32 protein-coding genes and 2 tRNA genes are annotated in these 22,783 nt (G+C 54.4%); 28 read left to right on the forward strand and 6 right to left on the reverse strand.

Translation table 11 applies throughout. The features are described from left to right. Positions 1–231 precede the first annotated feature (231 nt). Positions 232–1,026, forward strand: coding sequence for an HTH-type transcriptional regulator TrmBL2 (trmBL2, locus tag E3E28_RS07720; protein ID WP_167914633.1), 795 nt, complete (start codon positions 232–234; stop codon positions 1,024–1,026). Positions 1,027–1,082: 56 nt separating this feature from the next. Here trmBL2 and E3E28_RS07725 read toward each other — a convergent pair whose 3' ends face one another. From E3E28_RS07725 to E3E28_RS07735, 3 genes are read right to left on the reverse strand one after another with little or no spacing between them, the layout of a single operon-like run. Beyond that, complete coding sequence (locus E3E28_RS07725) at positions 1,083–1,295, reverse strand: ArsR family transcriptional regulator (RefSeq protein WP_167914634.1); 213 nt, start codon at positions 1,293–1,295, stop codon at positions 1,083–1,085. After that, positions 1,292–1,612, reverse strand: coding sequence for an Sjogren's syndrome/scleroderma autoantigen 1 family protein (locus E3E28_RS07730; protein WP_042689038.1), 321 nt, complete (start codon positions 1,610–1,612; stop codon positions 1,292–1,294). Before E3E28_RS07730 ends, E3E28_RS07725 begins: the two co-directional genes overlap by 4 nt. A gap of 4 nt (positions 1,613–1,616) precedes the next feature. After that, positions 1,617–2,342 carry an arginase family protein gene (locus E3E28_RS07735; RefSeq protein ID WP_167914635.1) on the reverse strand — a complete coding sequence of 242 codons (726 nt, stop codon included), beginning with the start codon at positions 2,340–2,342 and terminating at the stop codon, positions 1,617–1,619. A 138-nt stretch (positions 2,343–2,480) separates the two neighbouring features. On the opposite strand from E3E28_RS07735, the gene hxlAB reads away from it, so the two are divergent. Genes hxlAB through E3E28_RS07760 form a run of 5 tightly spaced genes read left to right on the forward strand, consistent with a single transcriptional unit; the run spans position 2,481 to position 6,108 of the window. Next, positions 2,481–3,701 (forward strand): bifunctional 3-hexulose-6-phosphate synthase/6-phospho-3-hexuloisomerase, encoded by a 1,221-nt coding sequence (gene hxlAB, locus E3E28_RS07740; RefSeq protein ID WP_167914636.1) that lies wholly within the window; start codon positions 2,481–2,483, stop codon positions 3,699–3,701. Between the two features lie 8 nt (positions 3,702–3,709). Next, positions 3,710–4,474 (forward strand): hypothetical protein, encoded by a 765-nt coding sequence (locus tag E3E28_RS07745; RefSeq protein WP_167915324.1) that lies wholly within the window; start codon positions 3,710–3,712, stop codon positions 4,472–4,474. Then, positions 4,455–5,090 carry a TIGR02253 family HAD-type hydrolase gene (locus E3E28_RS07750; protein WP_167914637.1) on the forward strand — a complete coding sequence of 212 codons (636 nt, stop codon included), beginning with the start codon at positions 4,455–4,457 and terminating at the stop codon, positions 5,088–5,090. The genes E3E28_RS07745 and E3E28_RS07750 overlap by 20 nt, the downstream gene beginning before the upstream one ends. Continuing rightward, positions 5,090–5,272, forward strand: a complete 183-nt coding sequence (locus E3E28_RS07755; protein ID WP_042689052.1) for a hypothetical protein — start codon at positions 5,090–5,092, stop codon at positions 5,270–5,272. Before E3E28_RS07750 ends, E3E28_RS07755 begins: the two co-directional genes overlap by 1 nt. Continuing rightward, complete coding sequence (locus tag E3E28_RS07760) at positions 5,269–6,108, forward strand: DUF4392 domain-containing protein (protein WP_167914638.1); 840 nt, start codon at positions 5,269–5,271, stop codon at positions 6,106–6,108. Before E3E28_RS07755 ends, E3E28_RS07760 begins: the two co-directional genes overlap by 4 nt. Here the strand turns inward: E3E28_RS07760 and E3E28_RS07765 are convergent. Both E3E28_RS07765 and E3E28_RS07770 read right to left on the reverse strand, forming a co-directional pair. After that, positions 6,083–6,469, reverse strand: coding sequence for a hypothetical protein (locus E3E28_RS07765; protein ID WP_167914639.1), 387 nt, complete (start codon positions 6,467–6,469; stop codon positions 6,083–6,085). The two genes, E3E28_RS07760 and E3E28_RS07765, sit on opposite strands and share 26 nt — an antisense overlap. Further along, positions 6,430–7,122 carry a hypothetical protein gene (locus tag E3E28_RS07770; protein ID WP_167914640.1) on the reverse strand — a complete coding sequence of 231 codons (693 nt, stop codon included), beginning with the start codon at positions 7,120–7,122 and terminating at the stop codon, positions 6,430–6,432. The genes E3E28_RS07765 and E3E28_RS07770 overlap by 40 nt, the downstream gene beginning before the upstream one ends. 169 nt (positions 7,123–7,291) lie before the next feature. On the opposite strand from E3E28_RS07770, the gene E3E28_RS07775 reads away from it, so the two are divergent. From E3E28_RS07775 to E3E28_RS07825, 11 genes are all read left to right on the forward strand, one after another. Beyond that, entirely contained in the window at positions 7,292–7,774 is a 483-nt protein-coding gene (locus E3E28_RS07775; protein WP_167914641.1) for a hypothetical protein, read from the forward strand. A gap of 5 nt (positions 7,775–7,779) precedes the next feature. Next, positions 7,780–8,133 carry a roadblock/LC7 domain-containing protein gene (locus tag E3E28_RS07780; RefSeq protein WP_167914642.1) on the forward strand — a complete coding sequence of 118 codons (354 nt, stop codon included), beginning with the start codon at positions 7,780–7,782 and terminating at the stop codon, positions 8,131–8,133. A gap of 35 nt (positions 8,134–8,168) precedes the next feature. Next, positions 8,169–8,837 (forward strand): DUF2226 domain-containing protein, encoded by a 669-nt coding sequence (locus E3E28_RS07785; protein ID WP_167914643.1) that lies wholly within the window; start codon positions 8,169–8,171, stop codon positions 8,835–8,837. 30 nt (positions 8,838–8,867) lie between these two features. Beyond that, positions 8,868–9,488, forward strand: a complete 621-nt coding sequence (locus tag E3E28_RS07790; protein ID WP_167914644.1) for an HD domain-containing protein — start codon at positions 8,868–8,870, stop codon at positions 9,486–9,488. A 92-nt stretch (positions 9,489–9,580) separates the two neighbouring features. Further along, on the forward strand, positions 9,581–10,093 hold the full coding sequence (locus E3E28_RS07795) for a KH domain-containing protein (protein WP_042689068.1): 513 nt from the start codon (positions 9,581–9,583) through the stop codon (positions 10,091–10,093). A 79-nt stretch (positions 10,094–10,172) separates the two neighbouring features. Beyond that, complete coding sequence (gene aspS / locus E3E28_RS07800) at positions 10,173–11,489, forward strand: aspartate--tRNA(Asn) ligase (RefSeq protein ID WP_167915325.1); 1,317 nt, start codon at positions 10,173–10,175, stop codon at positions 11,487–11,489. A gap of 70 nt (positions 11,490–11,559) precedes the next feature. Next, complete coding sequence (locus tag E3E28_RS07805; protein WP_167914645.1) at positions 11,560–13,608, forward strand: BatD family protein; 2,049 nt, start codon at positions 11,560–11,562, stop codon at positions 13,606–13,608. Positions 13,609–13,655: 47 nt separating this feature from the next. Further along, the gene (gene pth2, locus E3E28_RS07810) at positions 13,656–14,012 is read left to right on the forward strand and encodes a peptidyl-tRNA hydrolase Pth2 (protein WP_167915326.1); all 357 of its coding nucleotides are present in this window, start codon (positions 13,656–13,658) and stop codon (positions 14,010–14,012) included. Between the two features lie 3 nt (positions 14,013–14,015). Continuing rightward, positions 14,016–15,263 (forward strand): tRNA pseudouridine(13) synthase TruD, encoded by a 1,248-nt coding sequence (gene truD, locus E3E28_RS07815; RefSeq protein WP_167914646.1) that lies wholly within the window; start codon positions 14,016–14,018, stop codon positions 15,261–15,263. Positions 15,264–15,311: 48 nt separating this feature from the next. Beyond that, positions 15,312–16,052 carry a phosphoglycolate phosphatase gene (locus E3E28_RS07820; protein WP_167914647.1) on the forward strand — a complete coding sequence of 247 codons (741 nt, stop codon included), beginning with the start codon at positions 15,312–15,314 and terminating at the stop codon, positions 16,050–16,052. Next, complete coding sequence (locus E3E28_RS07825) at positions 16,027–16,860, forward strand: GNAT family N-acetyltransferase (protein ID WP_167914648.1); 834 nt, start codon at positions 16,027–16,029, stop codon at positions 16,858–16,860. The genes E3E28_RS07820 and E3E28_RS07825 overlap by 26 nt, the downstream gene beginning before the upstream one ends. Here the strand turns inward: E3E28_RS07825 and E3E28_RS07830 are convergent. After that, the gene (locus E3E28_RS07830; RefSeq protein WP_206203881.1) at positions 16,853–17,998 is read right to left on the reverse strand and encodes a M20 family metallopeptidase; all 1,146 of its coding nucleotides are present in this window, start codon (positions 17,996–17,998) and stop codon (positions 16,853–16,855) included. The genes E3E28_RS07825 and E3E28_RS07830 overlap by 8 nt on opposite strands. 123 nt (positions 17,999–18,121) lie before the next feature. On the opposite strand from E3E28_RS07830, the gene E3E28_RS07835 reads away from it, so the two are divergent. From E3E28_RS07835 to E3E28_RS07885, 11 genes are all read left to right on the forward strand, one after another. Further along, positions 18,122–18,199 (forward strand) — tRNA-Ala (locus E3E28_RS07835). 10 nt (positions 18,200–18,209) lie between these two features. Further along, positions 18,210–18,287: transfer RNA gene (locus E3E28_RS07840), tRNA-Val, on the forward strand. A 608-nt stretch (positions 18,288–18,895) separates the two neighbouring features. After that, complete coding sequence (locus E3E28_RS07845) at positions 18,896–19,156, forward strand: 50S ribosomal protein L37ae (protein ID WP_014121315.1); 261 nt, start codon at positions 18,896–18,898, stop codon at positions 19,154–19,156. Positions 19,157–19,180: 24 nt separating this feature from the next. Next, positions 19,181–19,330 (forward strand): DNA-directed RNA polymerase subunit P, encoded by a 150-nt coding sequence (locus tag E3E28_RS07850; protein WP_099210181.1) that lies wholly within the window; start codon positions 19,181–19,183, stop codon positions 19,328–19,330. 50 nt (positions 19,331–19,380) lie between these two features. Then, positions 19,381–20,016: a ribosomal biogenesis protein gene (locus E3E28_RS07855; protein ID WP_167915328.1), complete on the forward strand. Its 636-nt coding sequence runs from the start codon at positions 19,381–19,383 to the stop codon at positions 20,014–20,016. Next, positions 19,965–20,237 carry a KEOPS complex subunit Pcc1 gene (gene pcc1, locus E3E28_RS07860; RefSeq protein ID WP_167914649.1) on the forward strand — a complete coding sequence of 91 codons (273 nt, stop codon included), beginning with the start codon at positions 19,965–19,967 and terminating at the stop codon, positions 20,235–20,237. The genes E3E28_RS07855 and pcc1 overlap by 52 nt, the downstream gene beginning before the upstream one ends. A 36-nt stretch (positions 20,238–20,273) precedes the next feature. Then, positions 20,274–20,693: a hypothetical protein gene (locus E3E28_RS07865; protein ID WP_167914650.1), complete on the forward strand. Its 420-nt coding sequence runs from the start codon at positions 20,274–20,276 to the stop codon at positions 20,691–20,693. A 74-nt stretch (positions 20,694–20,767) separates the two neighbouring features. Then, positions 20,768–21,118, forward strand: a complete 351-nt coding sequence (locus E3E28_RS07870; RefSeq protein WP_042689089.1) for a prefoldin subunit beta — start codon at positions 20,768–20,770, stop codon at positions 21,116–21,118. Positions 21,119–21,144: 26 nt separating this feature from the next. Continuing rightward, on the forward strand, positions 21,145–21,465 hold the full coding sequence (locus tag E3E28_RS07875; RefSeq protein ID WP_167915329.1) for a DUF3194 domain-containing protein: 321 nt from the start codon (positions 21,145–21,147) through the stop codon (positions 21,463–21,465). Continuing rightward, positions 21,443–22,426 carry a bifunctional oligoribonuclease/PAP phosphatase NrnA gene (locus tag E3E28_RS07880; RefSeq protein ID WP_167914651.1) on the forward strand — a complete coding sequence of 328 codons (984 nt, stop codon included), beginning with the start codon at positions 21,443–21,445 and terminating at the stop codon, positions 22,424–22,426. The genes E3E28_RS07875 and E3E28_RS07880 overlap by 23 nt, the downstream gene beginning before the upstream one ends. Before the next feature lie 5 nt (positions 22,427–22,431). Further along, a complete protein-coding gene (locus E3E28_RS07885; RefSeq protein WP_167915330.1) occupies positions 22,432–22,758 on the forward strand; it encodes a Trm112 family protein in 327 nt (108 codons plus the stop codon). Positions 22,759–22,783: the final 25 nt, after the last annotated feature.

The following is a 22,783-nucleotide window of genomic DNA, read 5'->3' on the forward strand; positions in this document are numbered from 1 at the left end:
AGTGGGTAGTGAAACTTTGGTTTACGGTTGTTGTTTTATTTGAATGTAAAACCAAAAACCTTAAAATCCCTATTTGAGTAAAGCCTTTGCATGGACATGCAACCCCAGTTTTATCTTGGGGAGTCACCAGTTGCAATCTGAGTGTGTTTGTATGCAACACTCCAAATGTTTGGAAAAAGTTTATAATAGATTCCTACGAAAATAAAGATAGAAAATGTGGTGGTGGTAAATATGGTTAAGGATAGGATGGTGGAACTCCTTCAGGAGCACTTCGAGTTGAACCTCTACGAGGCCAGGGCGTACGTTGCCCTCGTCGGTTTCGGCGTCCTCACCCCGGCAGAGCTCGCCAGCGTCTCCGAGGTTCCCGCGCCGAGAACCTACGATGTTCTCAGGAGCCTTGAGAAGAAGGGCTTTGCAATAAGCCAGCCGGGCAAGGTCAACAAGTACAGGCCCGTTCACCCGGAGAACATCCTCGAGAAGTTCATCGAGGAGTGGCAGGAGCGCGTTGCAGAGGAGCTTGAAGCCAAGAAGCAGGCGAAGGAGGAACTCCTCCAGCTCATGAAGCCCCTCATCGAGACCGAGATTCCGAAGTACGGTGTCGAGCGCGTCTGGGTCGTCAGGGGAATCAGGAACGCGACCCTCAAGACCAGGGAGATGTTTGAGGACGTCAAGGAGCAGATTCTTCTCGCCGACGACGGCTACATAGCCATCAACCTCGAGAGCGACCTCCTCAAGGCCATCGACAACGGCGCCAAGGCCAAGATAATCGTCACCGAGCCCGTCCTCAAGAGGATTGAGGGCTCGAAGATTCTCGAATATGCCAAGAAGGGCAAGCTCGAGCTCAGGGTTCTCGACAAGTTCGACCTCCCGATGCTCATCTGCGACGACGAGGTCTTCTTCGCCCTCGAGGACATGGCCGCGCGCTACTTCAACTACGAGACCCAGGTCTGGATTAAGGACTTCAGGATTAAGGACCTCTTCGAGACCAAGTTCAACGAGTACTGGGAGAAGGCCAAGAAGGTCTGATTTCCTTTCTTTTCGTTTCCGCTTATCTTTTCCGATTCTGAAGATGAAAAAAGAGGTCAGACGTACTTGAACTCCTCTTCAAGCTCGTCCTTCTCCTTCAGCTTCCAGTAGAGCTTGCCGTCCTTCTGGTAGCTTTCAACTTTTCCGCTCTCGGCGAAGCGGAGCAGGTAGCGCCTCACCTCCATCGGCTTGATGTCGGTCTCTTCGGCTATCTCCTCAACGGTCTTCGGGCCGTTTTCAAGGGCCTTAAGGACCTTCACGTTCTTCATTCCCCTCCCTCCAGAGCCTTGTATCTTTCCAACAGGTTGATTATCAGCTCCATAACCCTTAAGTGTTTCTCAAGCTCCTCGATGTCGTCGGGCATTGAGTTCGCAAGCTCGGTGAGCTTCTCCATGAGCCTCTCCTCAACCCCTTTCATCTCGCTCGCCATCTGCTTCTTCCTGTGCTCGCAGACCGGACAGAAAACTCTGCCGTCCTTCTCGAAGAGCGGTGAGCCACACTTGGGACAGTGTCTGTCGAGCATCTTCGCGCCGGACAGCATCAGGGGCATGATTATCTTCCGTATCTCCTCGTCGCTAATCGACATGGCATCACCCCATCAGGAGCTGGAAGACCTCGAAGAAGGCCTTCTTTCCGAGCCTCGAGCGCCTCAGCCTGTCAGAAATCTCGGCTATGTCGAAGGCGAGTATTTTGAAGTTCTCCTTTATTGCCTCAAGGATTTCGAGGAGTTCCTCGAGCGTTAGTTCTCCGTGCTGGAAGCGGGCTATCTTGTACTCTGGTCTCAGAACGTCCATATCGACGGTCAGGTAGATTTCCTCGCCGAGGTACTTCTTAGCTTCGCTCATTATCTCCTCGACCGAGTTCGTCTGGAAGTTCTTGTAGGCCCTCCACTTCCCGCGAACTTTCCTGCTCCTTAGCGTTGCCGGGAAGACCTTGACGCGCCTCGTCCAGAGCTGGGTTCTTTCTGTTGTCGGAATCATGAGAACCGGGGCCATCACAACGGCCCTCTCGATTAGCCTTCGCTCAAGGGCGTAGGCCAGCCACGAGCCGTGGTCGAGGTAGTCGTGCATTAAATCGGTGTGGGCATCGACGCTGATTAGAAATTTGGGCCGGAGCTTGTCGATTATACCGTAGGTGGCGAGGTGCTCACCGATTATGTAAGCCCTGTCCTGGGGAACCCTGTCCGGAAGGAGCTCAACCCGGCTGGCCTCGACGATGACGTAGTCGTCAATCAGCTTGTTCCTCTTCAAAAGCTGGAGCGCGTAGAGCACGCCTTCCCTGTTGGGCTTCTCGCCGAAGGGAATGAAGGTGACCATTCAACCCACCGAAAAGGATTAGGGGCTTCTTTTTTAAACCTTGACGAAAATTTTTGGCATTTTCTTGTAAATTTTTGAAGCCAAACTTTAAAAAGTCGCCCCGAAACCATAAATCGAAAACCTTTCGGAGGTCTCGCCATGATACTCCAGGTCGCCCTTGATTTGACCGACATCGAGCAGGCCATCTCGATAGCTGAGAAGGCCGCTCGCGGTGGCGCTCACTGGCTTGAAGTTGGAACGCCACTCATCAAGAAGGAAGGAATGCGCGCCGTTGAGCTTCTCAAGAGGCGCTTCCCGGACAGGAAGATTGTTGCAGACCTCAAGACGATGGACACCGGTGCCCTGGAAGTCGAGATGGCCGCGAGGCACGGAGCGGACGTCGTTTCTATTCTCGGTGTCGCCGACAACAAGACCATAAAGGACGCCGTTGACGTCGCGAGAAGGTATGGAATCAGGGTTATGGTTGACCTAATCGGTGTCAAGGATAAGGTTAAGCGCGCCAAAGAGCTCGAAAAGATGGGCGTTCACTACATACTCGTCCACACGGGTATAGACGAGCAGGCCCAGGGCAAAACTCCTCTCCAGGACCTTGAGGAGGTCGTCAAGGCTGTTAAGGTCCCCGTCGCGGTCGCCGGCGGTTTAAATCTTGAGACGATTCCGAAGGTCATAGAGCTCGGCGCGACGATAATCATCGTCGGAAGCGCCATAACCAAGGCCAAGGACCCGGAGAAGGTCACGAGGCAGATAATCGACCTCTTCTGGGGCGAGTACATGCAGACCATCAGAAAGGCCATGAAGGATATCGTTGAGCATATCGGGAACGTTGCAGATAGCCTCAAGCTCGAGCAGGTTCGTGGCTTCGTCGATGCCATGATTGGGGCCAACAAGATATTCATCTACGGAGCAGGAAGGAGCGGGCTCGTCGGAAAGGCCTTCGCTATGAGACTAATGCACCTCGACTTCAACGTCTACGTCGTCGGTGAGACCATAACGCCGGCCTTCGAGCCTGGGGACCTGCTCATAGCCATCAGCGGTTCCGGCGAGACTACGAGCATAGTCGATGCCGCGAAGATAGCCAAGAAAGAGGGCGGAAAGGTCGTGGCAATAACCTCCTACGCCAACTCGACCCTCGGAAAGCTCGCTGACGTCGTCGTTGAGATTCCGGGAAGGGCGAAGACGGACATCCCGACCGACTACATAGCGCGCCAGATGCTCACCAAGTACAAGTGGGTTGCCCCGATGGGAACCCTCTTCGAGGACTCGACGATGGTCTTCCTCGACGGCGTCATAGCCCTTCTCATGGCGACCTTCCAGAAGACCGAAAAGGATATGAAGAAGAAGCACGCGACCCTTGAGTGAGGGTTGCGATGCGCTCTTTCACTCACCTTTTTGTTGGAATCGGCAACGCTGGAGCCAGGATAGTCGACAGGATAAGCGCCGACGGCGTGGTTAGGGTGACAATCAATCCCGGCCACTACCTTCTGCGCCCGGGGCGCTACGCGGAGAGAATCAGGGACTTCTTCTCGCACCTGCCCGAGGACACCTTTCTGTGGCTTCTCTTTGAGGACAAGGAGATAAACCTGGAGCTCGTTGACCTAATCCTCGAACACAGCCCCTCGGACGCAATAAAGCTCGCTTACGTTCTCACGCCGAGAAGGGAGCTCATCCACGAGAAGCCAGTTTGGGCTGATAACTTCGAGACCGTCTTCTACGACTCCCTCTGGGACTTCCTGAGCGAGGATATCCCCCTCGGCGTTGCCTTCGAGAGGGCATCGGTTTCGATAGCCGAGCTCTTTTCAAGGCTCTACTACTACCTCGAAAACCAGATGCTGGTCAACATAGACTACGCCGACCTGTTCAACATGATTCGCGGGGGCAACGTCGGCATAATGCGCCTCCTGGATAGGGTTGACTTCAGCTGGCACTGGGGAATATGGGAGAGGGGCCTTATCGGAATCCTCGTCGGAAACGACTTCCCGCTGAAGGGAGCCCACGAGATACTCTCGCGTTTCCAGGAAATCCTCGCCGAGAAGGACATAATCTGGGGTGTCGTGACCGACGAAAACGTTAGGGGCGTCGAGATACTCGCGTTGCTCGTGAAGGGGTGGGAGAATGAAGGCGGTTCTCTTTGACGTTGACGGAACCCTGCTCACGGAAATGCCACTTATTCAGCTCTTCCTTCCCTGGGTCTACGATGAGCTCGCGAAGAGGCTCGGGGTCACGAAGGAGGAAGCGAGGGAGCGGTTCCTCAACGAGATTATGGCGAGGAGGGACACCTACGACTGGCACGACTGGAACTTCTTCTTCAGGCTCTTCAACGTTAACCTCAACTACGAGGAACTCCTGAGAAGGTATCCCCACAAGCTCCACGTTTATCCAGACGTTGTGCCCACCCTTGAGTGGCTGAGGAGCAATGGCTACCTGCTCGGTGTCGTCACGAGCGGGCCCGAGTACCAGAGGCTCAAGCTTGAACTTACCGGGCTCGATAAATACTTCGACGTAATCGTGACGCGGGAGGACGTGAAGGCGATAAAGCCCGAGCCGAAGATTTTCCTCCACGCCCTTGAAAGGCTCGGTGTTGAGCCTGGAGATGCTCTCTACGTTGGCGACTCCCTCGGCCAGGACGTTTACGGGGCCAAGCACGTTGGTATGACCGCCGTCTGGATTAACCGCGACGGCTCGGACGGCTACCACATGGCCGATTACGAGATTAGAACCCTCCACGAGCTTAGGAAGATACTGGGGTGATGGGTATGAAGGTGTTCGAGGCGGAGGGCGTTTTCGTCCGTTACTCGGAGAAGGAAGTGGAGATAAGGCCAGGGGATAAGCTCGTCCACAGGAGTGAGGAGCCAACGGAGCTCTGGTGGAAGCTCAAGGAGGCCGTCAAGGGCAGGAAGGTTAAGATAATCGTTTACGAGGTGGAAGAATGATTGCCCACCTGATAAACACTGACGTCGGTGGCAGGGGCGTCGGAAGGCTCTACCTCGACTACAGGAGGAGGGACTTTAATTTTTTACATAATTCTGCAAAGCTGTTTTTGGATAATTATGGAAAAGTGTTAATCGTTACCGGCTTTCCGATTCCTCCAATGAACGTTCCGGAAACCGACGGTCCACCGGGGGCGCTGGCATTATACCGTGCCGTCAGGGAGCTCGGTGGGGAAGCTGAGATTCTCGCTCAGGAAGAGGTCATCAACGCGATGATTCCATTCCAGAAGGCCCTTTCCCTGCGCTTTGCAGGGGAACCGGACGTCTCAAGCTACGACCTCGTAATCTTCGTCGAAACGCCCGGAAGGGCTCAGGACGGCAACCACTACTCCATGTCCGGCCTTCCAATCGTTGGAGAAACCTTCGACTGGGTCGCGGAGGAGGCGAAAGAGCACGGCGTTCCAACGATTGGAATCGGCGACGGGGGCAACGAGATTGGTATGGGAAAGATTCGGGATTTGGTGGTTCGTTACGTCCCGCACGGGGAGAAGATAGCTTCCACAGTCGAGACCGACGAGCTTATCCTCTCCGCAGTCTCGAACTGGGGGGCATACGGGCTGATTGCCCAGGCCTCACTGGAGCTTGGAAAGAACCTTCTCTCCGGCTGGGAAGAGGCCTTCGTCGTCCGGCTCCTGGTTGAGAGTGGTCTAATTGACGGCGTCAGCAAGAAAAGGGAAGTGAGCGTCGACGGAATTCCCGTTGAAGTCCACGTCGCCTTCGTTGAGTTCCTGAACAATGTTGTTGATAACTCTCTCAAATCCCGAGCTCAGAACGGCTGAGCTGTATCAGTTCATTTATTTCTTCCTGTGTTAGGACCTTGTTCCCCTTGCCAAGCATTAGAACCTCGCTGGTTATCCTTGCGAGGGTGTAAACCTCATCTCCAATCTGGATGGAGTAAACGTCAGAGGGTTTCAATTCTGCGAGGATTTTTACTATCTCGGGAATCTTCGCGGACAGGAGTTCGTAGTCTTCAAATGTCCCCATTATGGGTAGCCCTTCACTGGTGGCGTACAGATACGAGGTAAACCCGAATCGTCTGGTCAGCGCCTCGTTAAAGCCCCTAATTTCATCTTCAGTCTTTTCGGTCTTCAAGAATTGTTTTATCCTTTCAAGCAGTCCCATTTTTGCCCCTCCAGCCATTTCCGAAAGCGAACCTTTTCTTTAAAAAGTTTTTCTGAAACCATCTGTACAGCGCACTTAAGAAGTTCTTCCCTCGACTGTCCGCAGGGACTGGAGCCGAGTTTTTTCATAATGCATCTCTGAGTATACCGGGAGAACCTTCCGTCAAGCCAGCGATACTCAACCCCCCTGTGGGTGAGGTATTTAGTTAGCTTGTTCTCGCTACATCTCGTAGGTACCATTGGGGGAATCCTTACGAGGTACAGAACAGTTCCGCAGGTTAGCTCGTCCTTAAACCGCTCAAGCATAGAGATGACATCGCGAAGGGTTACTCTCTCGAGAATATCCGCGTCGAGTACAGCAAATTCTGCGACATCGATGAGGGTCAGCAACTTGAACCTCGTGTCGACTTTTATGATTAGAACGGCCAGAACTTTTTCAAAGCTGGTAACGACGTCCAGAAACTCCTCATAAAATCTGTCCAGCTCACTCAGTTTAAGAACCTTCCAGACTTGATACTCGGAGACCGAAATGCCCTCCTCCCTGAGAGTCTCGGTGATTTCTTTAATCGTCAATTGTCTTTTTTTCAGAGTTAATATTTTGTGCTTAATTTCATCACTTAGTTCTATTCGTTTTCTACCCCTTTTTGTTCCTGAATTCTTCACTTGGCACACCAAATTGGTTGTATATTAGAAGGTGTTTATATCCTTTTTCCAAATATTCCGCGGTAAAAATTATAAACCCTCAACTCCCGGTTATTTTTCGACAGTGCTCTGGCCAAGTGTTTTTGGTCAGTAACGACTTGGAAGTATAATAAAGAAATCCGATATGGGTGAAATCCCCATGACGGAGGCGAAGGTCGTGGAAAGGATGGATGAGAGGTCAGAAGAAATGGCAACTAAGGTAAACAACCTAATCCTTTACGGGATTTATAAGGTATTGGGAGCCGGGGCCAGGGGTCTCGGGAACTCCATAGGTGAAGAACTCCTCAACACCATGATGGAGGAGTATGGACTTGACTTTGAGGGGAGCAACGACCCCCAGGAACTGCTTAACCGCTTCACCGAGGTCATGATAAACACCTTCGGTTTCGCGGAGAAGGGCGAGATTCAGGTTGACGGCAACAAAGTAACGCTCAAGCTCGATAACCCGATGGACCTGTACGCCCTTCAGCTACTCGAGAAGAAGGGAATGAAGCCTGTACTCTACCCGATGGCCAACGCCATAGCGGTTGCCATCAAGAAGTTCAGCGGAAAGAACGTCCTGATTAAGGAAATCCGCGTTTCGGACAAGCACGTTGAAGTTGATATGCTGATTCTGGGGTGATGTGAATGTTTGAGAACGTTATTGCCGACCTTCTCAGGGTTGATGGCGTCAAGGGAGTCGCGATAGTGAGCAAGGACGGTCTCCTCATTGAGGGCCAGGCGAGCGACAGGACGATAGACGTTGAGAGCGTCTCGGCGATGGTCGCGACCATCTACGGTACCGCACTCAACGTGTCCAACGAGGTCTTCCACGAGGAAGCCGTTGACATGGTCACGCTCGAATCGCCGAAGGGCAAAATCATCACCGTCGAGGCGGGTGAAAACGCTGTCCTGACGGTTCTCACGGACCCGAAGGTCAACCTCGGTCTCGTCAGGATTTACCTCAAGAGGAACGCCCAGAAGGTCGCCTCGATGCTGTGAGCCTTTCTTTTACTTAATTTTGTAGGGTGGTTGAGATGTTGCCCGGAAAGTTTCTTGGGGTTGTTGTTGATTTTAACAGCACTAAGGAGCTTCTTGAGAAGGTTCAGCAGGGTTACCTTAAGGCCTCATGGCGCGACGGCGAGACGCTAAAAACTGGCTACGTTCTCGTTTCGGCGGGACAAATTATGGGGGCACTCGTTGAGGACGTATTAAACGGCACTCGTCTGGAAGGCGAGTCCGCCCTTGAGGAGATGTCCCGCGTTTCCAGGTCCAAAAAGGTCAGGGCCGTTGAGCTTTATGAAGCAGACGTCACCGAAATCCTCCGCGAGAACCCCTCAATCAGGGTGGAGAACGGTGTTATAAGTGAGGAGATTCCCGGATGGGACCTCGATTCACTCCTCCTCGTGCTCACCACTCACAGGGGTGAACTCAGGGTTCACAACGGGGGAACCTCCTGGCGCCTTTACCTTGATAAAGGTGTCGTGAGAGCCGCGCAGACGATTCGCGGTCCAGCCTTAAAGGGAAACGAGGCCCTGAAGAACCTTCTCTGGGAGATTGGAAAGGTCATCAAGGACGGCAGGTTTGAAACCGGCGGTCACTGGGAGTTCACGAGGGATGAGGAAGTCCACGACGGTGGCGTCTTCACTGAGAGCGTTCACCTGCTGAAGGAGAAGAGGCGCGTTGACAACGCCAAAGGCTTTTAAACCCCTTCCTTTTTCTCCAACCGATGCGCTATGAAGCTTGAGGAGTTCATACCCGACGCCAGGACGCGGGAGCTAATAGAGAGAACGCGCGAGTTCGCGAGGGGCTTCTTCGAGAGAGAAGGGACGCACGGATTCAGCCACGTGGAGAGAGTTTTCAACCTCTGCATGCACATAGGCAGAGAGGAAGGGGCGGACCTCGAGGTTCTGGCCCTAGCATCGCTTCTCCACGACATAGCGAGACCCCTTGAGGACGCCGGCAAAGTTAAAGACCATGCTCTGGAGGGCGCTAAGATAGCGAAGCGTTTCCTTCTTGGCGTTGGTTATCCGGAGGAAAAGGCAGAGGCTGTTGCTCATGCAATCGAGGCCCACCGCTTTTCAAGGGGTCCAGAGCCGAGAACTCTCGAGGCGAAGATACTCAGCGATGCCGACAAGCTCGACGCAATAGGGGCCATAGGAATCGCGCGCGTTTTCATGTACTCCGGCGAGCACGGCAGAGACATAGAGGCTTCCCTCAGGCACTTTGAGGAGAAGATACTCAAGCTCAAGGATTTAATGTACACCGAAACCGCGAAGCGCATCGCCGAGGGCAGGCACCGCTTTACCGTTGAGTTCATCGAGAGAATTCGGCGGGAAATCGAAGGCGAGCTTTGAGTTCTTCCCCTTTCGAGCCACATAATAACCTTTTTAAAGGGCTTCCTGAATTAAGGGTTAGCCCATCAAGGTCATTCTAAGGAGGTGAGAACGTGAAGGCGCCAATCTGTGAGGTTTGTCTCAAGACCGACGACATTCTCTGCCCCGCTGACGAGAAAAAGCTCCAGGAGGGTATAATCTCCGAGCTGGACGTTAAGGTTGCACGCTTACTCTACAAGCTCCTCGGCGACGTTGACATCGAGTTCAAGAAGGCCGTCGAGGCTGGAGACCTCATAGTTATTGTTGTCGGAGAGGGAGACGTCCCGATAACCATCGGCAAGGGCGGAAAGAACATAAAGACCCTCATAAGGGAGCTCGGAAAGCGCGTTAGGGTCATCGAGGGCATGAAGGCGGAATCAACCGATGAGCTCAAGAAGCTCGCCTCCGACCTGCTCTACCCGGCCGGTGTCTTCGGCGTCAACGTGGTTTACAGGCCCGGCGGAGAGACCTACTACAAGGTCCTCGTCTTCGGCAGGGACCGGAAGAAGCTCCCGGAGAAGCCCGAGATACTCGAGAGCGTCCTGAGCCAGATAGTCGGGAAGGAAGTCAAGATTTCGTTTGTCTGACCTTTCTCGGGTTTCTTTGTTTCTCCCCCGTGCATCGAATACCTTTAAAAGCTCGCCCCTACTCCTTCTGGGGATGGCCATGTACAGGACGCACTACTCGAGCGAGATAACCGAGGAACTCAACGGCCAGCGCGTTAAAGTGGCCGGCTGGGTGTGGGAAGTCAAGGACTTGGGCGGAATCAAGTTCCTCTGGCTCAGGGACAGGGAGGGAATAGTCCAGGTTACCGCCCCCAAGAAGAAGGTTGACCCCGAGATATTCAAGCTCATTCCAAAGCTCAACAGCGAAGACGTCGTCGCGGTCGAGGGAATCGTTAACTTCACGCCCAAGGCGAAGCTCGGCTTTGAGATTCTCCCGGAGAAGCTTGAGGTCCTCAGCAGGGCGGAAACGCCTCTGCCCCTCGACCCGACCGGTAAAGTCAAGGCCGAGCTCGACACCCGCCTGGACAACCGCTTCATGGACGTCAGAAGGCCCGAGGTAATGGCGATTTTCAAGATACGCTCGAGCGTCTTCAAGGCGATAAGGGATTTCTTCCACGAGAACGGCTTCATCGAGATTCACACGCCCAAGATTATAGCTACGGCAACCGAGGGCGGAACCGAGCTCTTTCCGATGAAGTACTTCGAGAAAGACGCCTTCTTAGCCCAGAGTCCTCAGCTCTACAAGCAGATTATGATGGCGAGCGGTCTTGACAGGGTTTATGAGATAGCGCCGATTTTCAGGGCGGAGGAGCACAACACGACGCGCCATTTAAACGAGGCGTGGAGCATTGACGCGGAGATGGCCTTCATCGAGAACGAGGAGGAGGTAATGGAGCTCCTTGAGAGGCTCGTGGCTCACACAATCAACTACGTCCGCGAGCACAACGCGAAGGAACTCGAAACCCTCAACTTCGAGCTGGAGGAGCCGAAACTGCCCTTCCCGAGGCTGAGTTACGATAAGGCCCTTGAGATTTTGGCGGACCTCGGGAAGGAAATCCCGTGGGGCGAAGACATAGATACCGAGGGCGAGAGACTTCTCGGGAAGTACATGATGGAGAGTGAGAACGCTCCGCTCTACTTCCTCTACAGGTACCCGAGCGAGGCCAAGCCATTCTACATAATGAAGTACGACGATAAGCCGGAAATCTGCAGGGCCTTCGATTTGGAGTACAGGGGCGTCGAGATAACCTCCGGTGGCCAGAGGGAGCACCGCGTTGACGTTCTCGTCGAGCAGATTAAGGAGAAGGGGCTCAACCCGGAGAGCTTCGAGTTCTACCTCAAGGCCTTCCGCTACGGAATGCCCCCTCACGGTGGCTTCGGCCTCGGAGCCGAGAGGCTGATAAAGCAGATGCTCGACCTTCCGAACATCAGAGAGGTTATCCTGTTCCCGAGGGACAGGAAGAGGCTCACACCGTAAGGCCTTTATACCTTCCTCCCTTTCATTGTGTAGGCAATTGTGTACATATTGGTGTACGGAGGTATGCATAATGAGAAAACTCGTGGCTTTAATCTTGGCGGTACTCGTCTCTTTATCCGCACTTCACATCGGGAGTGTCGGTGCGTCGGACATTAAGTACGCCAGTGTCACAGGTATCAGTCTGCCCCTCGGAGGCAGTGCCCAGCTGGGCCCGTACACTGTTAAGTTCACCGATGCGAGCCTGGACTGGAGTAGCGTGTATCTGACGATAGAGGGCCCCGATGGGAAAATGAGTGACGTTCTGAAGGTTGGCGGTTCGCTTGCGTATCCGTCAACAGACCCCGATAAGATGCTCCTAAACGTTTCCGTGCTGTGGATTAAGAGTGACTCTAAGTCCGTGCTCATAACGATAAGCTCTCCGCTCACAAAGCTGTACTCCAGCAAGGCGATACCCGTTGGAACCGAGTTCAGCCTTCCTACAGGGTTCCCCCCAATAAAAATAAAGCTCCAGTCCGCCTCGGACACTGACGCGACATTCACGGTTACCATGCCCTACGGCACCACTTACACCCTTGAGATTCCAAAGGGTCAGTCCAGGTCCGTTTCTTACAAGCTCGACGACACCCACACTTACGTTAACTACCTTTCCATCGAGGTCGTCAACACGACCAAGAACAGCGGTGCCGTTATCAACCTCTACGTCCCCAGGGTGGCTTCAACAACACTCAAGATAACTGCCCCCGGAGAGGAGACCTCACCAACGGTAACACCGGTTGTTGAGACGACGATTCTTTACAACGACATAATCTACGTTGGGGAGAGGCTCCCGGTTAAGTACAACGGCACCACCTACTACTTCAAGCTCCTCTCCGTGATTCCCGATATGGCGAGGGTTGAAGTTTACACCCTCAACAAAACCATCGCAACCTACACCCTCGACGCCGGCGACGTTCCCAAAGCAATCCCCGGAACCCCGTTCCTCGTTGCAATCTCAAAGACCCAACCCGACTACAAGAGGGCTATACTCAAGGTCTACGGTCCAATCGACGCTGAGGTCACCCCAATCCTCCGCTCTGCGAAGGTTGTGGCCAACATAACTGCCGTCCCGAAGAAGGTTCTCCTCGGACAGGACATAGTGCTCTCGATAGGCGTTGAGAACCTTGGCAGGGGCGATGCGTATCAGCTCAACGTCGCGGCACCGATTCCAAACGGGTTCCAGCTCGTCAGTATGACCAAGAGCTGGCAGATAAAGAACCTCCCCGCCTTTACCAAGCTCCCGATGCTCGTCTACGTCCTCAGGCCGACGAAGGTCGGCAAGTTCGACATCGGCAAGGTTCTCGTGACTTACTACGACGACCAGAGCCTTGAGACTGGCAAGATGAAGACCATCTACTCCGCCCCGCTCACTGACATCGAGGTCTATGCAATCCCCAAGCTCTCCCTTAACGCCCTCGCCTACAACGGCACCTGGAGCAACTACGTCACCGCTAAGGTGAACAGCACTGTAACGCTCGCCCTGACCGTTCAGGCCTCGAAGGGCAACCCGACCTACGAGTTCATCCAGAACGCGACGCTGGTGCTTACCTACCCGAAGGCACTGAAGGGTCAAACCGTGCTGAACCTCGGCACGATAAAGGCCGGCGAGGTTAAGACCGTCAAGGTTCCCCTGCAGGTTCTCGGGGAGAACTTATCCCTCGTAAAGGCTACGCTCAGGTATCTCGACCCCCTTGGAAACGCCCACGAGGTTAACTTTGGAACCGTTGCAACCGTGAACAGCATCCCGCCGGAGGTCATTGTCAAGGAAGTAAAGGTCTGGCCCAAGCCCGAGGAGCTTCCAGCGTACATCAACCAGACCCTCGCGAAGATGGACAACGCCACTCCCATAGCGGAGCAGATACTTACCGTTGCCTCTGCCTACGTTCCGCAGAAGAAGGAGAGCAACCCCTGGAAACCCCTGGCGATAATCTTCATCCTGGTAACCCTCGTCCTCGCGGGTGTCACGTACAACTACTGGCGCGAACTCGAGGCCCTCAAGGAGAAAGTCCTGAGGAAGAAGCAGAGGCGCCCGGGAGGACTGCCAAAGAAGGACGAGGAAGAGGCTGAGATAGAGCTACTTTAACCTTAGTCAATTTTTTAAATCCCTTCCATCCCTTTTCTCCCATGAGCGTGTTCAAGTACAAGCAAGTTATCGTTTCAAGGAAAGATTTGAAGCTCAGCAAGGGCAAGTTCGCGGTTCAAGTAGCTCACGGCGCAGTAACCGCCACCCTGAAGGCCCAGAAGGAAAAGCCCGAGTGGTTCAGGGCCTGGTTCAACGAGGGACAGAAGAAGGTCGTCGTCAAGGCCGAGAACCTTGAGGAGTTGTTCCAGCTCAAGGAAAAAGCCGAAAGGCTCGGACTCCCGACGGCGCTCATAAGGGATGCAGGACTAACGGAGATTCCGCCCGGGACGGTTACTGTTCTCGCCATCGGACCTGGCCCCGAGGAGCTTGTCGATAAGGTTACCGGCCATTTAAAGCTGGTGTGAGTCATGGACTACCGCGAGTTTTTTTCTCAGTTCCGGCACCTGAGCGAGAAGCCGGGGATAGGTGGTAGAATCAAAGCCCTTCCCGAGGACTTCGTTGTCATTGAGGAACCTCTCCCCCAAATCTTTGGGGGAATGAAGCACGCGATTTTCCTCCTCAAAAAGCGCAACTGGGACACGATGGCAGTTATCAAGGAAATCGCCAAGCGCGCCGGGATAAGCCACCGCGATATAGGTTTCGCCGGAACTAAAGACAGGCACGCGGTAACCTATCAGTACATAAGCGTGCCAGCGGAGGCTAAGGAGAAAGTTGAGTCGGTTCAAATCCGGGACGTCGAGCTGAGGTTCGTCTCCTACGGGAGATTCATTAAACTCGGTTACCTGCTCGGCAACAGGTTCAGGATAATTGTCAGGGACGTCGGCGAGGACGCCTTTGAAAGGGCCAGGGAGATAATCCGGGAACTCCGCGGGAAAGGGGGCTTCCCCAACTACTTCGGCTACCAGCGCTTCGGCGAGAGAAGGGTTGTGAACCACCTTATTGGAAAGCTCCTCCTGCAGGGGGAGTTTGAGGAAGCGGCGAGGCTCTTTCTCGGCTACGCCGACGGGAGCATGGAGGGCGATGAAGCCAGAAAGAACTTCTGGGAGACGGGCGACGTTGACAGGGCCCTGGAGGAGTTCCCGCGCTTCCTCCGCTACGAGAGAACCCTGCTCTACACCTACAAGAAGACAGGAAGCTGGAGAAAGGCTTTCCTCTCGCTCCCGCTCCCGATAATGCGCATCTTCATTCACTCCTACCAGAGCTACCTCTTCAACCTCTATCTGTCGAGAAGAATCGAGGAGCTACCGCTCAGTGAACCGCTCGTCGGCGATATCGTGGTTCAGGTGAAGGGTGGCATTCCGTACCGCGACAGAACTTATCGAGTCACCGAGACGAACCTCGACTTCGTCCGCGAGAAGGTAAAGAAGGGCGAGGCGATGGTTTCGGGCCCGCTCTTCGGCTTCGCGATGAGGAGAGCCAGGGGACTTCCGGGCAAACTTGAGGGGGAAATTCTTGAAGAGGAGGGAATAACCCTTGAAACCTTCAAAAAGCTCCCGAAGCCGATGGCAGAACCCGGTGGGAGGCGGGAACTTCTAATCCGGCCGGTAGGCATGACCTACGGCTACGTCCCCGGAACCGGAATGTGCTTCCGCTTCTTCCTTCCTAAGGGGGTTTACGCGACGAGCGTTTTGAGGGAAATCATGAAAGACCATTGAAAGCAAAGCCTTATAATCCCGCAACCTTTCCCGTCTTCGGGTGAGAGAATGAGGATTAAGGCGATATCCCTCGACATAGACGGCACGATAACGTACCGCGACAGAACGCTGAGCATCGACGCCCTGAAGGCCATAAGGCTCGCCGAGAGGCTCGGCGTTCCGGTAATGCTGGTCACAGGGAACTCCGTTCCATTCGCTGAAGCCGCGGCCGTTTTCATAGGAACGAGCGGGCCGGTTATAGCTGAAGACGGCGGGGCGCTCTCGCTGAAGGGCGAGGGAACGATGAGGAAGCGCGTTTTTCTAACGGATATGGACGAGGAGTGGATTCTGTGGAGCGAGCTGAAGAAACGCCATCCAGAGGCCGAGCTGAGCTACTCGACGATGGAGCGGAAGGCAGGTCTCGTCCTGAGGAGAACGGTTCCCGTTGAGGCTGTCAGGGAAATCATAGAGGAGTTGGGGCTTAACCTGGTGGCGGTTGATTCGGGCTTCGCAATCCACGTGAAGAAGCCGTGGATTAACAAGGGAACAGGAATAGAGAAGGCTTGCGAGTTTCTCGGGATAAAGCCCGACGAAGTTGCCCACGTCGGTGACGGTGAGAACGACCTCGATGCCTTTAGAGTTGTCGGCTACCGCGTTGCCATCGCCCAGGCCCCCGAGAGCCTCAAGCAGAAAGCTGACTACGTTACCAGGAAGCCCTACGGGGACGGCGGGGCTGAGGCGATAATCCACATCCTCAAGAAGTTCGGCTACCTGGGTGAGGACGATGAGAATCCGCTGGGCGACCCTTGACGACATTAGAGGAATCGTTGAGCTCCACACCGCTGGAGAAAATGTAAGCGGTACCCTCTACGAGCGCTACTCTGCTGGAGGCCCCTGGATGGCCGTTGAGACCCTCGCGATTCACCTCAACAACCTCCTGCTCGATGACCAGCTTGTTGCGGTGGCGGAGCTCAACGGAAAGGTTGTCGGCGAAGTGGAAGTGCTATTCTCAGAGGAGCCAATCAACTGGGAAATCAGGAGGATAGGGCACGTTGACCTCATAGAGGTTCACCCCGATTACAGGAGAAAAGGCGTAGGCAGGGCGCTGATGGAGTTCGTTGAGGACGTTGCGAGGGAAAGAGGAGTGGAGATGCTGACGGTTCAGCCTGAAAAGGAAGCGGAGGGCTTCTACCGTCGCCTTGGGTTTGATATGAAACCCTTTGAGGGGACTACCGTGTGGGTTCCATTGAAGGGGGAGGGAAAGACAGAACCCTCTGTCTTTAGCTGGGATGACGTTAAAGAGCTTGAGCTCGTCGCGGGTCGTTTTCAGAGCTCGTACAGCATGTATTTCTCTGCGTTTAAGGACAGCCTCGCGGGGATACACTACACTGTCGAGTCCGGAAGGGTTGGGGAGTCCTACTACGCGCTCAGGAACTTGCCTGGCAGGGATGGGGTTGCGGTTCTCCTCTGGGGTAGGGTCGAGGACCTCAAGCCCCTTCTCGGGAGGGCAAGGGCTCTCGGATTCAAACGGGCTCTAACGGCCCTTCCAGGAGAAGTTGAAAGCTTTGGTGCCGAAAAAATACGAAAAATCAAAATACTCACGAAGGAGCTCACCTGAGGAACTCCTTGGCGAGCGCCACTTCCATCGCGGTACCGAGGTGAAGGACGTCCTCATCAACGTCGAACCTCGGGTGGTGTGCCGGATAGATTATTCCCTTTTCCTCGTTTCTGATTCCGAGGGCGAGGAAGGCTCCGGGGACACGCTGGAGGTAGTACGAAAAGTCCTCTGCACCCATTGAGGGCGGAACCTCTCCATGCCTGAATCCGTACTTTTCTGCCACCGTCCTTGCGAAGTCAGCCATTTCCTTGTGGTTGATGGTCGGCGGAACGAGTTCAACAATCTCGCTCTTGCTCTCAAGGTTGTGGGCCCTCGCTATGCCCGAAATTATCTCTTCAATCCTCTTCTCGATGAGCTTTCCGACTTCCTCGTTGTAGAACCTGAAGGTTCCTTTAAGTTCGGCCTCCTCGGGGATTACGTTGTGCGCCGTTCCCGCGTTGAAGGCTGTGACGCTGACCACTGCGGTCTCGAAGGGCGACACGTTCCTGCTAACGATTGTCTGGAGTGCCATCACTGCTTCAGCTCCCGCTGGAATGGGGTCCCTTGCGAAGTGTGGGTAAGCTCCGTGTCCCCCAAGGCCCCTGAACTTTATCGTGAAGAACCCTGCCCCTGCCAGGAAAGGACCGTCGCGGATTCCAATGACTCCGCTCGGCAGTTCCATCCACACGTGGAAGCCAAAGATTACATCAACACCGTCAAGGGCGCCTCCCTCAATCATCTTCAAGGCCCCGTTTCCGCCCTCCTCGGCGGGCTGGAATATTAGCCTGACCCTGCCGTTGAACTCCTCGATGTGCTCGGCGATTATCTTTCCTGCTCCGAGGAGCATGGCCGTATGGGCGTCATGACCGCAGGCGTGCATCTTTCCGGGAACGCGGGACTTGTAGGGGACGTCGTTCTCCTCCTGAATCGGCAACGCGTCCATATCTGCACGTAACGCTATGGTTTTCTCGCCCTCGCCGATGTCGGCTATTATCCCAGTTCCAACGCGCTTTATCTTATAACCCCACTCGCGGAGGTTCTCCTCCACAATCTTCGAGGTCCTCTCCTCCTCGTACTTAAGTTCTGGCCACATGTGGAAGTCCCTGCGCCAGGCTATTATCTGGTCCTTAATCTTCTCGGCTTCCTCAATCGGGTTCATCCCAATCACCGGTTCAATGTTGGCAGAGATGCATATTAGCTTTTCGATGGGTATCTGAAAGATGTCCCCGACCGCAAAATTTATAAACCCGCCCAGAAAGGAGATAACGGCGTCACTGGAAGTGGGCCGGTAGCTCAGCCTGGTATGAGCGCCGCCTTGGCAAGGCGGAGGCCCCGGGTTCAAATCCCGGCCGGTCCACCATCCTTGGGTTGGGCCCGTGGTCTAGACTGGTTATGACGCCACCCTGACAAGGTGGAGGTCCGGGGTTCGAATCCCCGCGGGCCCACCAGTACAGCCCTTTCTGACGAAAGCGCTGGCGGGGAAATTTTTCTGGTGAAAAGTTTCATCAAAATTAGGCATGCTCTTTAAAAGGGTTCATCTCGGGTGGGTTTGCTCCCAAACTCGCCGTTCTCGAGCGTGTTTCCTCCCGTTAGCGCCCTTCGGGCGCGTTTCGAGTTTAAACACCTTTCCCAAGAGCCCTTATTAAAGCAAACCCAACTCCAACGGGTTACTTGGGGATGCATGCACTCCTTCCCTGCCCTTTTTGAGAGGGTTTAACTCTTTTGGTCAAGCTTTTCCCAAAAGCTTGCTTGGTGAGTGTTTCACTCTCCAAACGGCGTCCGAAGGACGCTAAAAATACGTTGAAACTGTTTCACTGAGCTCCTTTAATGTTAAACTCGCGTTGAAGTTCCCACTTTGAGAGTGCACACCTGACTTCTTGCTCTTTGGTGAGAAGGGCGCTCCTTTCGCCAGCCTTTCCCAAGGCTGTGCAAAAGCTTCAGCGCAAGGTTTATTAAGAACGAAAAAGCTCGATGTCCGTAGTTATGCAAAGGTTTATAAAACGTCCCCGGGAACACTCTCCAGTCTCCGAGAATGCTTAACTTTGGGGTGATGCTCATGGGAAGGACTGTTAAGGTTGGTTCAGCCGGAAGGTTCGGTCCGAGGTACGGTCTCAAGATTAGAAGAAGGGTCGCGGCCGTTGAGGCCAAGATGAAGCAGAAGCACGTTTGTCCCGTCTGCGGAAGGAAGGCCGTCAGGAGGATAAGCACCGGCATATGGCAGTGCCAGAAGTGCGGTGCCACCTTCGCCGGCGGTGCCTACCTGCCGACCACTCCGGCAGGAAAGGTCGCGAAGCGCGTTGTCGCTTCCAAGGCCTGATTCTTTTCCTTTGAGGTGATTCCTATGGTAGTTGCCGTCTACCGCTGTGCCAAGTGCGGTAAGGAGGTCGAGCTCGACCTCGCCACGACCAGAGAGGTCCGCTGTCCCTACTGCGGAAGCAAGATACTCTACAAGCCCCGCCCGAGGGTCGCGAGAAGGGTTAAGGCCATCTGAGCCTTTTCTTTCGAAAGGCTTTTATCAACAAGCCCCTACGAGTGATTGCCATGATGCTGATAACGACTTCCCACAGACCGACGAGGAGGACGAGAAGCTTCGGCCACGACCTGGAAAAGGTCTTTCCCAACTCGCTCTACCTGACCAGGGGAAAGAAGACCATCCAAGACCTTCTCATGGAGGCTTACGACAGGAACTACGAACGACTTCTGATAATCAACGTCTGGAAGGGCAACCCGCTCAAGATGACTTTCATCAAGGTTGACCCCGAGGATTGGGGCTACCTTGGCTACCTCTACCTCCACGGCATCAAGCTCCAGCGTGAAATCGGTTTTAGGGACATCAGGCCAATCCGCGAGGAGATGCCCTTCGTCGTAACCACAGCCAAGCGCGTTGGAATAGACCATACGGCCTTCGCCCAGGCCTTCGCCGAGCTTACCGGCGGAAAATTTGTGCCGAGGGGTAACAAGAGCCTCCAGACGATAGCGGACAAGAACAACACGGACGTAATCGGCGTAATCGAGAACTACCCGAGGGGAATGGCCGTAAACTTCTACCGCTTTGACGTTACAAAAGACAGGCCCGTTGGGCCGTTAATCCTCGTGAAAATCTGGATTATGGAGGACGGGCGGAGATGGGACTACAAGGAAGCCCTTCTGAGGAAGTCTGGCCAATCGAGGGAGTGATTGAGCTCGCCTTTCCCGACGAGGAAACGGCCAGGGTTGTCTATGAGAGCGTCCTCTACGAGCACAAGACCGTCCCTTACAGGCGGAGCAGGATTGATTTCCTTCTCGATGGGAGGAGAATAGTAATCCAATTTTTGGCTAAAGACAACTCGGCCTTACGGGGAACGCTGAACTCCTACCTCAGGTGGATTAAGGTCGCGATGGATTCTCTGGAAGTTTAATCCATATAATTGCCTCCCGTACCTCTCAACTGCGAGATGGAGATGGGGAGAATGAGGCTTCGCGGTATCTCCACTCCCCTCTTTGCACTGTCCATTTATTTCGCCTACTTGCTCATAATATTCGCGCTTATCAAGTTGCCCCTCTCCGGTGATGAACCGAATCTGCTCTTTGACCTCTTGCCCATCGCGATTGGCCTTTCAATGCCGGCAGTGGCCTCGCCTCTCTTCCTCCGCAAAACAAACGTCCAGTCCGGGCTTTTTCTCGTAACCTCAACGGCTACCGTAACACTCGCGTCAGTGGTTACCTACGCAATTATCAGGGGTAACTGCACCCCGAGGTGCGACGATGACGTCGTGTGGTTCTTCCTCGCCGGGCTCGTCGTCGTGGGCTTCGCGATTGGCACCGTCCTCTACCAGCTGGCCGGAAAGTTGAGCTCCCCAACCTCGTCCCAGTGAGTTTGAGCCCTACCTAAACTATTTAAAGCCCCGCCCTTATTCTAACCCGGCATCACGATTACGGAGGTGTTGTCATGCAGGGTATCCCGCCACAGGTTCAGTCTATGCTGGCCCAGCTTGAGAGCTACCAGCAGCAGCTTCAGCTTCTCGTCCAGCAGAAGCAGAAGGTCCAGCTCGAACTCAACGAGGCCAAGAAGGCCCTTGAGGAGATTGAAAAGCTCCCTGACGACGCGGTCGTCTACAAGACCGTTGGAACGCTCATCGTCAAGACCGACAAGGCCAAGGCCGTAGAGGAGCTCAAGGAGAAGGTCGAAACCCTTGAAGTCCGCCTCAGTGCCCTTGAGAGGCAGGAGAAGAAGCTCAACGAGAAGCTCAAAGAGCTTACAGCCAAGATACAGAGCTCGCTCCGCCCGACGGCGGGCTGATTTCCTTTTCTCCCCCGGTGATGGGCATGGGGCGGAGGGGCGTTATTAACATTGGTCTTCCAGAGCTGAGCGAAGAACAGCTCATCGAAATAGGAGAGCTGGCCCAGAGGGTCATAATAAAGCACGTCTTCGACGCCCTCAACAGGAGCGACGTCAAGGACATTGAGGTGACCACGAGGATAAACCGGGAAGAAACGCTCAACCTCGAAATCGAGGTCTACCTCGAAGTGCCTGTCTTCGTCAAGGTGGACGTCGAGAGGCTGATTGACGAGGCCCTCGAGAAGGCCTACGACGCTGTGGAGAGAAAGCTGAGGGAGATTGCTAATGAAGGGAAAGCTCAAGCTTAGGCGCTTTCTCGAGCGCTCGCGGGATAAATCTTACCTCCTCCTCTGCCACCACAACGCCGACCCCGATTCCCTTGGCTCGGCGATAGCCTTCGCCCGCTATCTCAAGTTTATCGGCGTTGAGAGGGTCAGGATAGGCGTTGCCCAGAGTGTTTCCTCCTACGCGAAAAGGCTTTTGACGCTCTCGCCCGTCCCCGTTGAGAAAAACCCGGCCGTTGAGGAAGACGTCGTCGTAATCTTCGACACCTCCTCCCTCGAACAGCTCGAACCGATTGAGATTCCGAAGGGGAAGACGGTAATCCTGATTGACCATCACGTCGAGAAGGAGAGACCGATTAAGGCCGACATAGCGGTTGTTGACTCCTCAAGGACATCAACCGCCGAAATCGTGTGGGAGCTGTTCAAGTACCTCGGCTTTGCCGACGAGGAAAGCGCGAGGGCTCTCTTGGCGGGAATCGTTACCGACACGGCCAACTTCCGCTTCGCGAACGCGAAGACCTTCAAAGCGGTGAGCGAGATACTGGAGAGGTTTCCGCTCCAGATGGGGGAGGTATTTTCCCTCGTTGCCCCTGCCAGCGACGAAAACACCGACAACGCCCGGAGGATGGCCGTCCTAAAGGCCTGCCAGAGGCTCGAAATCAGGAAGTTCAGGAAGTACATCATCGCCGTCTCAAAGGTCTCGGCATACGAATCCTACGCCTGCAAGGTCTTCCTCCAGCTTGGGGCCGACATAGCGATAGTCGGAAGCGAGAAGAAGGGCGTTAGGATTTCTGCAAGGGCCAAAGAGAGCCTCGTGAAGAAGGGCCTCCACCTCGGGAAAATCATGGAGAAGGTCGGGCCCGTCATTGAAGGCTCTGGCGGTGGCCACGCCGGGGCCGCAGGGGCAAACGGAAGGGCCAACCTTGATAAGGCCATAAAGCTAATCCTCAAGGAGATTGAGAATTTCCTCAGGGAGAACGGGTGATTGAGATGGCGAAGTGCCCGCTGTGCGGAAAGCCCCTCGACTGGGGGGAGCTGATTGAGCAGATGCTCAGCCTTGAGAACGCCAAGGAGATGCTGAAGGACCGCGAAAAGTTTATCGAGGCCGTCGAGGAGTTCGCCTTCAAGTGTCCCCACTGCGGTGAGGAGTTCTACGGCAAGTACCTGCCGAGGGAAGAAGCCGAGAAGGTCTTCGAGCTCCTCAACGAGTTTAAGGGTTCGATAGACTGGGAGAACAAGCGCGTCCGCCTCAGGCTGAACAGCCTCTTAGCTCTGGACAAGATGCTCGAGAACTGGGACAGGAAGATGAAGGGGTAACCCTTTTTAGGTTTTGGCACTATTT

Source organism: Thermococcus sp. 21S9, assembly GCF_012027635.1.
Lineage (GTDB): Archaea > Methanobacteriota_B > Thermococci > Thermococcales > Thermococcaceae > Thermococcus.

Coding starts and splice junctions, on each gene's coding strand:
- trmBL2 (WP_167914633.1), top strand. CDS start 232: ATGGTTAAGGATAGGATGGTGGAACTCCTTCAGGAGCACTTCGAGTTG.
- E3E28_RS07725 (WP_167914634.1), bottom strand. CDS start 1,295: ATGAAGAACGTGAAGGTCCTTAAGGCCCTTGAAAACGGCCCGAAGACC.
- E3E28_RS07730 (WP_042689038.1), bottom strand. CDS start 1,612: ATGTCGATTAGCGACGAGGAGATACGGAAGATAATCATGCCCCTGATG.
- E3E28_RS07735 (WP_167914635.1), bottom strand. CDS start 2,342: ATGGTCACCTTCATTCCCTTCGGCGAGAAGCCCAACAGGGAAGGCGTG.
- hxlAB (WP_167914636.1), top strand. CDS start 2,481: ATGATACTCCAGGTCGCCCTTGATTTGACCGACATCGAGCAGGCCATC.
- E3E28_RS07745 (WP_167915324.1), top strand. CDS start 3,710: ATGCGCTCTTTCACTCACCTTTTTGTTGGAATCGGCAACGCTGGAGCC.
- E3E28_RS07750 (WP_167914637.1), top strand. CDS start 4,455: ATGAAGGCGGTTCTCTTTGACGTTGACGGAACCCTGCTCACGGAAATG.
- E3E28_RS07755 (WP_042689052.1), top strand. CDS start 5,090: ATGGGTATGAAGGTGTTCGAGGCGGAGGGCGTTTTCGTCCGTTACTCG.
- E3E28_RS07760 (WP_167914638.1), top strand. CDS start 5,269: ATGATTGCCCACCTGATAAACACTGACGTCGGTGGCAGGGGCGTCGGA.
- E3E28_RS07765 (WP_167914639.1), bottom strand. CDS start 6,469: ATGGCTGGAGGGGCAAAAATGGGACTGCTTGAAAGGATAAAACAATTC.
- E3E28_RS07775 (WP_167914641.1), top strand. CDS start 7,292: ATGACGGAGGCGAAGGTCGTGGAAAGGATGGATGAGAGGTCAGAAGAA.
- E3E28_RS07780 (WP_167914642.1), top strand. CDS start 7,780: ATGTTTGAGAACGTTATTGCCGACCTTCTCAGGGTTGATGGCGTCAAG.
- E3E28_RS07785 (WP_167914643.1), top strand. CDS start 8,169: ATGTTGCCCGGAAAGTTTCTTGGGGTTGTTGTTGATTTTAACAGCACT.
- E3E28_RS07790 (WP_167914644.1), top strand. CDS start 8,868: ATGAAGCTTGAGGAGTTCATACCCGACGCCAGGACGCGGGAGCTAATA.
- aspS (WP_167915325.1), top strand. CDS start 10,173: ATGTACAGGACGCACTACTCGAGCGAGATAACCGAGGAACTCAACGGC.
- E3E28_RS07805 (WP_167914645.1), top strand. CDS start 11,560: ATGAGAAAACTCGTGGCTTTAATCTTGGCGGTACTCGTCTCTTTATCC.
- truD (WP_167914646.1), top strand. CDS start 14,016: ATGGACTACCGCGAGTTTTTTTCTCAGTTCCGGCACCTGAGCGAGAAG.
- E3E28_RS07820 (WP_167914647.1), top strand. CDS start 15,312: ATGAGGATTAAGGCGATATCCCTCGACATAGACGGCACGATAACGTAC.
- E3E28_RS07825 (WP_167914648.1), top strand. CDS start 16,027: ATGAGAATCCGCTGGGCGACCCTTGACGACATTAGAGGAATCGTTGAG.
- E3E28_RS07830 (WP_206203881.1), bottom strand. CDS start 17,998: ATGAACCCGATTGAGGAAGCCGAGAAGATTAAGGACCAGATAATAGCC.
- E3E28_RS07845 (WP_014121315.1), top strand. CDS start 18,896: ATGGGAAGGACTGTTAAGGTTGGTTCAGCCGGAAGGTTCGGTCCGAGG.
- E3E28_RS07850 (WP_099210181.1), top strand. CDS start 19,181: ATGGTAGTTGCCGTCTACCGCTGTGCCAAGTGCGGTAAGGAGGTCGAG.
- E3E28_RS07855 (WP_167915328.1), top strand. CDS start 19,381: ATGATGCTGATAACGACTTCCCACAGACCGACGAGGAGGACGAGAAGC.
- pcc1 (WP_167914649.1), top strand. CDS start 19,965: ATGGGACTACAAGGAAGCCCTTCTGAGGAAGTCTGGCCAATCGAGGGA.
- E3E28_RS07865 (WP_167914650.1), top strand. CDS start 20,274: ATGGAGATGGGGAGAATGAGGCTTCGCGGTATCTCCACTCCCCTCTTT.
- E3E28_RS07870 (WP_042689089.1), top strand. CDS start 20,768: ATGCAGGGTATCCCGCCACAGGTTCAGTCTATGCTGGCCCAGCTTGAG.
- E3E28_RS07875 (WP_167915329.1), top strand. CDS start 21,145: ATGGGGCGGAGGGGCGTTATTAACATTGGTCTTCCAGAGCTGAGCGAA.
- E3E28_RS07880 (WP_167914651.1), top strand. CDS start 21,443: ATGAAGGGAAAGCTCAAGCTTAGGCGCTTTCTCGAGCGCTCGCGGGAT.
- E3E28_RS07885 (WP_167915330.1), top strand. CDS start 22,432: ATGGCGAAGTGCCCGCTGTGCGGAAAGCCCCTCGACTGGGGGGAGCTG.